This is a genomic window from Bartonella massiliensis (assembly GCF_902150025.1).
Classification (GTDB): Bacteria; Pseudomonadota; Alphaproteobacteria; order Rhizobiales; family Rhizobiaceae; genus Bartonella; species Bartonella massiliensis.
Genome location: NZ_CABFVS010000047.1, coordinates 1 through 7772 on the forward strand (window position 1 = coordinate 1; position 7772 = coordinate 7772).

At 41.2% G+C, this 7772-nt stretch carries 9 protein-coding genes and 1 pseudogene; 6 read left to right on the forward strand and 4 right to left on the reverse strand.

Going from position 1 to position 7772, the window contains the following annotated elements; all coding sequences use genetic code 11:
• Nucleotides 1–188: 188 nt before the first annotated feature.
• Nucleotides 189–389 (reverse strand): helix-turn-helix transcriptional regulator, encoded by a 201-nt coding sequence (locus FNZ60_RS08775; RefSeq protein WP_005773386.1) that lies wholly within the window; start codon nt 387–389, stop codon nt 189–191.
• Nucleotides 390–600: 211 nt separating this feature from the next.
• Nucleotides 601–1767 (reverse strand): tyrosine-type recombinase/integrase, encoded by a 1167-nt coding sequence (locus FNZ60_RS08780; RefSeq protein ID WP_142417202.1) that lies wholly within the window; start codon nt 1765–1767, stop codon nt 601–603.
• Nucleotides 1768–1944: 177 nt separating this feature from the next.
• Between FNZ60_RS08780 and FNZ60_RS08785 the strand changes: the two are divergent.
• From FNZ60_RS08785 to FNZ60_RS08805, 5 genes and pseudogenes are all read left to right on the forward strand, one after another.
• Nucleotides 1945–3330, forward strand: a pseudogene (locus FNZ60_RS08785) (portal protein); the annotation flags it as partial.
• A 13-nt stretch (nt 3331–3343) separates the two neighbouring features.
• A complete protein-coding gene (locus FNZ60_RS08790) occupies nt 3344–4228 on the forward strand; it encodes a hypothetical protein (RefSeq protein ID WP_142417203.1) in 885 nt (294 codons plus the stop codon).
• 95 nt (nt 4229–4323) lie between these two features.
• Nucleotides 4324–5448, forward strand: a complete 1125-nt coding sequence (locus FNZ60_RS08795; protein ID WP_142417204.1) for a N4-gp56 family major capsid protein — start codon at nt 4324–4326, stop codon at nt 5446–5448.
• Between the two features lie 21 nt (nt 5449–5469).
• On the forward strand, nt 5470–5850 hold the full coding sequence (locus FNZ60_RS08800) for a hypothetical protein (protein ID WP_142417205.1): 381 nt from the start codon (nt 5470–5472) through the stop codon (nt 5848–5850).
• An 11-nt stretch (nt 5851–5861) separates the two neighbouring features.
• Entirely contained in the window at nt 5862–6242 is a 381-nt protein-coding gene (locus tag FNZ60_RS08805; RefSeq protein WP_142417206.1) for a hypothetical protein, read from the forward strand.
• A gap of 29 nt (nt 6243–6271) precedes the next feature.
• Here FNZ60_RS08805 and FNZ60_RS08810 read toward each other — a convergent pair whose 3' ends face one another.
• Nucleotides 6272–6556: an addiction module antidote protein gene (locus FNZ60_RS08810; protein ID WP_142417209.1), complete on the reverse strand. Its 285-nt coding sequence runs from the start codon at nt 6554–6556 to the stop codon at nt 6272–6274.
• Nucleotides 6537–6845, reverse strand: a complete 309-nt coding sequence (locus tag FNZ60_RS08815) for a type II toxin-antitoxin system RelE/ParE family toxin (RefSeq protein ID WP_142417207.1) — start codon at nt 6843–6845, stop codon at nt 6537–6539. Before FNZ60_RS08815 ends, FNZ60_RS08810 begins: the two co-directional genes overlap by 20 nt.
• A 75-nt stretch (nt 6846–6920) precedes the next feature.
• On the opposite strand from FNZ60_RS08815, the gene FNZ60_RS08820 reads away from it, so the two are divergent.
• Nucleotides 6921–7628, forward strand: a complete 708-nt coding sequence (locus tag FNZ60_RS08820) for a phage adaptor protein (RefSeq protein WP_142417208.1) — start codon at nt 6921–6923, stop codon at nt 7626–7628.
• The last annotated feature ends 144 nt before the right edge of the window (nt 7629–7772 follow it).

Sequence of the window (7772 nt, forward strand, 5' to 3'; positions counted from 1 at the left end):
AGGGCAACGGGCAAGTCCATAACGCCCATACCAAACCCCATGCAAGGCACGTGTAATGCCCTGCGCATTCGTAAAAGAAAACATATTTTTTGATCCTATAATGATTGCATCATAGGACGGACTCTGCTATCGATAATCATCGTGTGAAAATGAAAAGCCTTGTCCATCCTTATGTGACAAGGTTTTTTTTATGCCGCATCACTTTGACGTTGCTGTTTTGCTTGTTCGATAACATTCAAAAGATCCGATTGTAACCAACGGGATAAAAAACCAAATTTTAAAGGTTTTGGTAAAGAGCCATTGGTCACATGACGGCGGAAAGTTGAGACACTCATATGAAGCAATTTTGCACTTTCACGGTCTGTTAAAAGAACATCATTTTCTATCATACTAAACTCCTTTCAAATATTAAAAAAATGAGAACAAATCATAAGCATTTATTAACCATATTTTTGCATCATATGAAAGGTATTTAGTTTATAGAAAACAGTATTTTATCATATATTTTCTAATGTGATAATTTATGAGTTTAATTGAGAAAGAATGAGAGAAAAGAGAGAGAAAGTTATCCACAGATAATGGGGTATTACACCCCATATCTTAAGATTGACCTGTGACATAAGCCGTCCATTTATCCATATAGACACGGCGCTGTTCTAAATAATCAGTCCGACGATAGGCACGCTCTACTTTACCCCCAACTGCATGACTTAGAATAGTTTCAGCGACCTCATAGGGGGCATCGGTTGTTTCAGCGAGCCAATCGCGTACACTAGAACGAAAACCATGGGGGCAGGCTTCAAGTTTATTATCTCTCATATATTGAGCCATACACTTAGCAGCAAGGGGACCGCGACCGGTTGCAGAAAAAAAGAAATCATTGCGAGAAAGCAAACGCGCTTGTTTGAGAATTTCTAATGCTTCTGTTGATAAAGGGACGCGAAATTCTGTTGTAGCATCACGCCTTCCTTTCATATTCTCAGCAGGGATCGTCCATATATCCCCCTCAACTTGATCTTTGTGAATATGGCGTATAGGATTTGTGCGAACCCCTGTAAGGATAAGCAAACGCAAAGCCAGTTGTGTTATAGCTGTTTTTTGACAAAGTGTTTTATAAAAAGCCGGCACATCTCTCCAATGCATAGCTGGAAAATTTTGCGTTTTATGACGTTGTTTTCCTAAGAGAGCGCGTGCTTTTTCTGTTGCTTGTAAATCAACATCCAAACCTAATGCAGCCGCATGTTTGAGACAAAGTTTGAGACGATTCAATGCTTTCTCTGCTGTTGTAGCTTTTGTATGCCAAATAGGAGCAAGGACATTGCGTATCTCTGTTTGGGTAATCTCAGAAACGGGCAGACAGCCTAATTTAGGGAGAATATGAAGGCGTAATGGTGTAAACCAGATTCCGTCTTTGCCATCCCCTTTTAATTCTGCTTTACGAGTTTCAAAAGTATCCACAGCAATATCTTTTAAATAATGGAGATTGCTTATTGCCTCACGCTTTTGTTTATTGCGCTCTTTAATGGGGTCACGCCCATCACGAAGAACAGAACGCCAACCCGTTGCCAACTCACGCGCTTGTTTTAAAGAGACATCTCTCAAGGCACCCAAGCCCATTTCACGGCGCCGACCGTGAATGGTATAACGATAAATCCATTGAGCACCACCATCTTTACGCTTATGGAGTAACAAGCCGGCACCATCGTTATATTTGCCAGCCCCCAATGTTGCGACAGACCTTGCATTAAGACGGTTCATAAGAGCCATTTTTAATCCTTTCTTATACAAATTTTATCCACACATTCATCCCACTTGTTCTGTGCAAGCGAGTGGTTTTGATTGATTCAAGATAAGCAGGTTTGAAATGAGAGAATCTTACGTTATTCGGGACTCTCATTCAATATGAATAACGCTAGATTATCATTATAAATCAATGTCTTATCGAGTGCAGATTGGGCTCGGGATGGGAGTGCTTATGAAGGGGGGCATCATAATGATTTAGAGGCTTATGATGATGAGAAGGGCATTGATGTTGAAAACGGTCGACGGATGGTTACGCTTGTTGAATGCCGTTGGTTTGAAAGTGAGAGATATTACAAAGCGCCCGATTTAAGCTCAGGAGAACTGCGCGATTATAGCGAGGAGGAATTTAAGCAACTCCAATGCGTGATGCCTGATATTCAAGGGGCGGCTTTTAATAAGAAGGTGGTTAAACGCGCTTTTTTAGGCAGAAAAGTTCTGCTATGTCCCGATCACCCCATGGTTCCAGCAGGTCAATTGGGGTGGGAATGTATAACGGGTTATTTTGATAAGCTAGAACGACAATTTTATGGGGTTGTACGTCCGACAAAAGATCCGCAACGATGGGCTAATAAATATTTTAGTCAAGTTATGCATATTCTCAATAGCCAATCCAAGGGCGGGATTATGGCAGAAAGGGGTGCTTTTGAAGATGAAAGAGAAGCGGTAAAAAGTTGGAGCAGGGCAGATAGTATTACGGTTTTAAAAAATGGTGCTTTAGCAGGTGGCAAGATACAACCCAAACCCGTTTCACAATTTCCAACGGGGTTTTTCCAACTGTTTAATGAAGCGAAAGAAGCGATTAATCAAGTAACGGGTTTATCGCCAGAGTTTATAGGGACGAGAGAAGTCTCACAAGCAGGGATTCTGGAAGCACAACGGCGTCAATCCAGTTTAAACCTGCTTGCTTGTCTGTTTGATGGATTACGTTTGTATCGCAAAAGGCAAGGTAAGCTTATTTTGCACTTGATCCAGAATTATCTGTCCGATGGTCGTTTGGTACGAATTTCTGGAGAAGAGAATGCGCAATACATTCCTTTAACCCGTGAAGCGGTGATGAATGTTGATTATGATATTGTGGTAGATGATGCGCCAACCAGCCCGAATGAGAAAGAACGGACCTTTGGCATTATTACGCAATTGTTACCGTTGCTTCAAAATGCGGTAACACCGGATATCATGCTTGATTTGCTGCGTTATTCCCCATTGCCTGCGTCACTGCTTAATCGTGTGAGTGAGAAAGTGCAACAACAGCAGCAAATGGCACAACAAGCGCAGCAACAGATGAATCCAGAACTAGAAATGAAGTTGCAAGAAAAGCAGCAGGATATTGCAGCTAAAAGTCAGATGCAGCAGATGGATTTACAAGGAAAGCAGATTGATCTGTTCATGCGTCAAAAGAGAGCAGAATTAGAAGCAGAAATCATGCAACAGAAAAATGACCTTGAACGGCAACGCATTTACAATGAACAGATGCAAAATCAGATCATGCGAGAGCGAGCAGCAAGCTATAGAGGAAGAAGCATTTGAGAAAGGTGAAAGAATGAATGCAGAAATGAATGAAGGACTAAATGAGGACTACAGAGTTGGAGCACCGGTGTTTGATGATGAAGGCTCTTTTGATGCCGTCAATGATGTGGAAACGATTGACAATGATGATGTCACGGCTCCGGAGCCGATTGCAGAGTCCGTTGAACAGCCTTCAGAAATTGTCCCTATAGATCGGCAGCGCGCTGTAGAACAAGCCAATCAAGCCCGTGAAGCACTTGTCAAGTTTTATGAACCCCAATCTCAAGCGCCAATGGCTGAAGGAGAAAACACACCTCCAGACCCTACACAAGACATTATCGGTTATATGGGATGGATGGGAAGAAAGCTTCAAGAGCAGGATGCGTATATTAGAGCACAACAAGATGTGCAAAGACAAGCGATTGAATATCAAGAATTCAATGGACATTTGAATCAGTTTTTAGAAAATTCTGTTGCGTCAGTTAAGGATAAATACAGTGATTTTGATGCAGCGGCAGACTTTCTTTATGAGACGCGTGCAAAGCAGTTAAATGCATGGTCTTCTGTTTATCCAAATTATGCGCAAAAAAGCACGATAGATGCGATTATAGGGGATGAATTACGTACCATTGTCGCGACGTGTGCACAAAAAGGCGTTAATCCGGCAGAAGAGCTTTATCGGATAGCGCAAAATTTAGGGTATCAGAACCAAGCGGTGCAAGTCAATGATCAAATTGCAGCGCTCCAGAGTCGGCAGAATTCTGCGAGAACCTTAACGGCATCGGGTGGAGGGGGGATAACAGGTCCTATGACTAAAGAAACTCTTGCCAATATGTCAGAGAAGGAATTTAATGCTTGGATAGCCAATCCGAAGAATGAAGCACGTTTTTACGAAATTATGGGTGCAGACCCCGATTAGACAATAAGTTTTACAACATAATCCGCCTTTGATGCGGGTTTTCCACCGGCTTTGAGCCGGTTTTTTTTTTACAGCAAAGAAAGGTGAAATAAAAAATGGCAACAACACATATAGGAACTCATGATCCACAATCGGTAAAATTGTGGTCACAGAAATTAAGCAATGAAGTTTTAAAAGCGACAAAAATAGCCCCCTTGATTGGCAAAAGTTCAAACAGCATTATCCAGCTTTACAACGAAACGCATAAGAGTGCAGGCGATAGCGTTACGTTCAGTTTGCTGGTCAATCTGTTTGGGGATGGTGTCACTCAAGGTGAAACCCTAGAGGGCAATGAAGAAGCGCTTCAATTTATGAATGATAGGCTGGTCATTAACGAGCTCTTACATGCAGCACGTGTGGCCAATGATGACTCGATTGATCAACAGAGAATACTTCCGAATTTACGCAAGAAAGCCAAAGAAGGCTTGGTTCGCTGGTATGCCAATCGTTTAAGCATCATGTTCTTCCTACAGGTATGTGGTTATACAGCGCGTACGATCAATGTTGATGGTCGAGAAGTGTACATTAAACCGGTTCATTACGGCTTTAATGAAGTCATGGCACCAAGCAGTGAACGAATTATTCGTCCAGATGGCAAAACCAAGGATGAAGATCTCAACGATAAAGCTAAACATAGCTTTAGCCTTAAATTGATTGATGAAGCGGTAAAACAAGCCAAATTAGCTAATCCGCAAATTTCTCCGGTTCATGTCAATGGTGATGATGTTTACGTTCTTTATTTGCACCCAACCCAAGTGATGCAGTTGCGAACCAATACAGCAGCCGGTGAATGGTTAGATATTCAAAAATCGGTTTATGCAACCTCTCGTGCGAAGAACCCAATCTTTGATGGTTCACTAGGCATGTATAACGGCGTTGTTTTACGCGAAGCAGTTCATGTCACTCATGGGGTTAAATCGACCGATCATACAGCGGTCAAAAGCGTGCGTCGTGCAGTGTTCTTGGGAGCGCAAAGTGCGATTATAGGTTTTGGTAAAAATCACAGTGCAACGCATTACACACTCAAAGAAGAATATTTTGATTATGAACGTGAATTTGGTGTTGCAGCTAAGACCTTGATAGGAATGAAGAAAACTCGTTTCCAAATGCCAAATAGTGCACAGACAGCCCAAGATTTTGGAACGATTGTTATTCCTACCTATAGCGGTGAAGCAGCATAATTATTAAGGAGGAAATAAGATATGGCAGATCATTTACCACCTCCATTACAAGGGAGAAATCTTCACACTCAGCAAGTGAGTTTCTTACGGTTGAACATATCGCATAAAGATAAACATCTCACAACGAAAATAGGAACTCTTCCTCGGGGTGCTTTGATCACGTCGATGAAAGCGTTTGTTAAGACGGCTTTTTCGGAAGCGAAGTTGAAGATTGGCAGCACCGATGGGGGCAATGATTTCAGTGAAAAGGATATCAAAGCCCAAGGAACGCAAGATTTTACACCAACAGATCAAAAGGTTTTTATTGCGGATGATAAGGAAGTTACCCTTTATGCCACCCGTGACAAAAAAACCGATGCTGGTGAATGCGTTGTGGTCGTACAATTCGTGACAAATCATTAAGGGGATAAGATATGGCAGATCAATTACCACCTCCATTACAAGGGAGAAGCCTTCATACTCAGCAGGTAAGCTTTTTGCGGCTTAATTTTAGCTATCAAGACAAAGAAAATGCGATGAAAATAGGCACTTTGCCTCGAGGGGCTTTAATCACTTCAATCAAAGTGTTTGTTAAAACAGCATTTACGGACACGAAAGTGAAAATAGGCAGCACTGCTGGTGGTACTGAGTTTGGTGAAGCAGAAATCAAACAGCAGACAGTTAAAGAGGTCAAACCCACCAATCAAAAGGAATTTATTCCTTTTGATGAAGAGCTTACTCTCTATGCGAAAATGGACAAAACAGTCCAAGCAGGTCAAGCAAGCGTGGTCGTTGAGTTCGTGACAAATTGTTAAGGGGAGCAATCACTTAACTCCCCTTATATTCATGAATTGCAAGATTGTACAGAGAGTTGCAAATTAAGGGCGGATAAGACAGCCACTAAGGTAGAAAGCTTTGGGTCACCCGTTTTACTTAAGGAGCGATATAATCCACTGCGTTCGCGATTGGTTTCTTTTGCTAAGGCACTCATATTTTGGGCGCGAGCAACGATACCAATAGCATCAGCAATGTGAGCAGCGTCACCGGTTTTCAGAGCTTCATTGAGAAAAATTTGTTGTGACTCAATGTCTTTAAGATATTCTTCGGGTTTAAATGGGGTTATTTTCATCATTGTACTCCTCTTTTAACTTTAACGCTTGTTCAATATCCCTTTGCTGCGTTGATTTATCTCCACCGCATAACAAAAGGACAAAATCAGAGCCTTTTTGGGTAAAATAAATTCGGTAACCAGCACCATAGTGGATACGTAATTCACCTATGCCATTAAAGAATTTAACATCACCCAAAAGTCCTTGTTTTAAGCGTACAACACGTTGAAGAATTATAGCCTTAACGCTTTTATCTTTGAATTTCTTAAGCCAAGTGTCAAATTCTATTGTTTTATGAATGAATATCATATGAGTACTATAATACACATAATATGTAGTGTCAAGTTAGTTTCAATTTTTGTATTTCATTGAAAAGGTATTTTAATGGCGCGTCACTATATTCGGGTTAGGACCAGCGAACCGGTACCGGCTAGTCAAAATGTTTATCGACATAGAAGAACGCTTTCACACATGGTGTCTGTTATTCAAGATGAGATTGATGATGTTGCGGATGAATATGTAGCACAAATACAAGAAAGTATTTTCGCTGCTATTCGTTTTTGTGAAAGGGAAACATTTTACTTTAATGAAAACCGTGATGTGGTGTTTCAAACAAGGGCGGGGCAGGGTGTTTATGATTCAACCGATACCCGCCATATCGAAACAGCCGTTAAAATCAAAAGTGTTTACTTAAGTTCTGGTCAAGATCATAAGTTTGCATTGGAGTGTAAGGACCATGTTTCTTTAGAGCCTTTGTTGCGATCAGAACAGCAAGGAACGCCGGTTTATTACAGTTACTTTGATAGGAAATTGTATCTTTATCCCACACCGGATAGAGCCTATCAGATACAACTCATTCTCTCTCCATTACGCTTATCAGAGATAGAGACTGTTGATGAAGAGCATCCATGGTTTGTGCACGCGTTTGATTTGATTAAGGCGCGTGCAAAGTATGAGTTGTACAAGAATATCCTTAAAGAGCCCGATTGTGCAACGGCAGCTTACAATGACTTTAACGAGCAGTTGCATGAATTGCGTGCAGAGACCTCTCAACGGCATAATGTCACCCGAATAATTCCAACAAGACATTGATTTATAATGATAATTCACTGTTTTGCATATTGAATGAGAGTCTCGAATATCGTAAGATTCTCTCATTTCAAATCTGTTTATGTTGCATCAATTAAAATCACTCATTTGCACGTCACAAGCGGGATGAGTGTGTGGATCAAATTT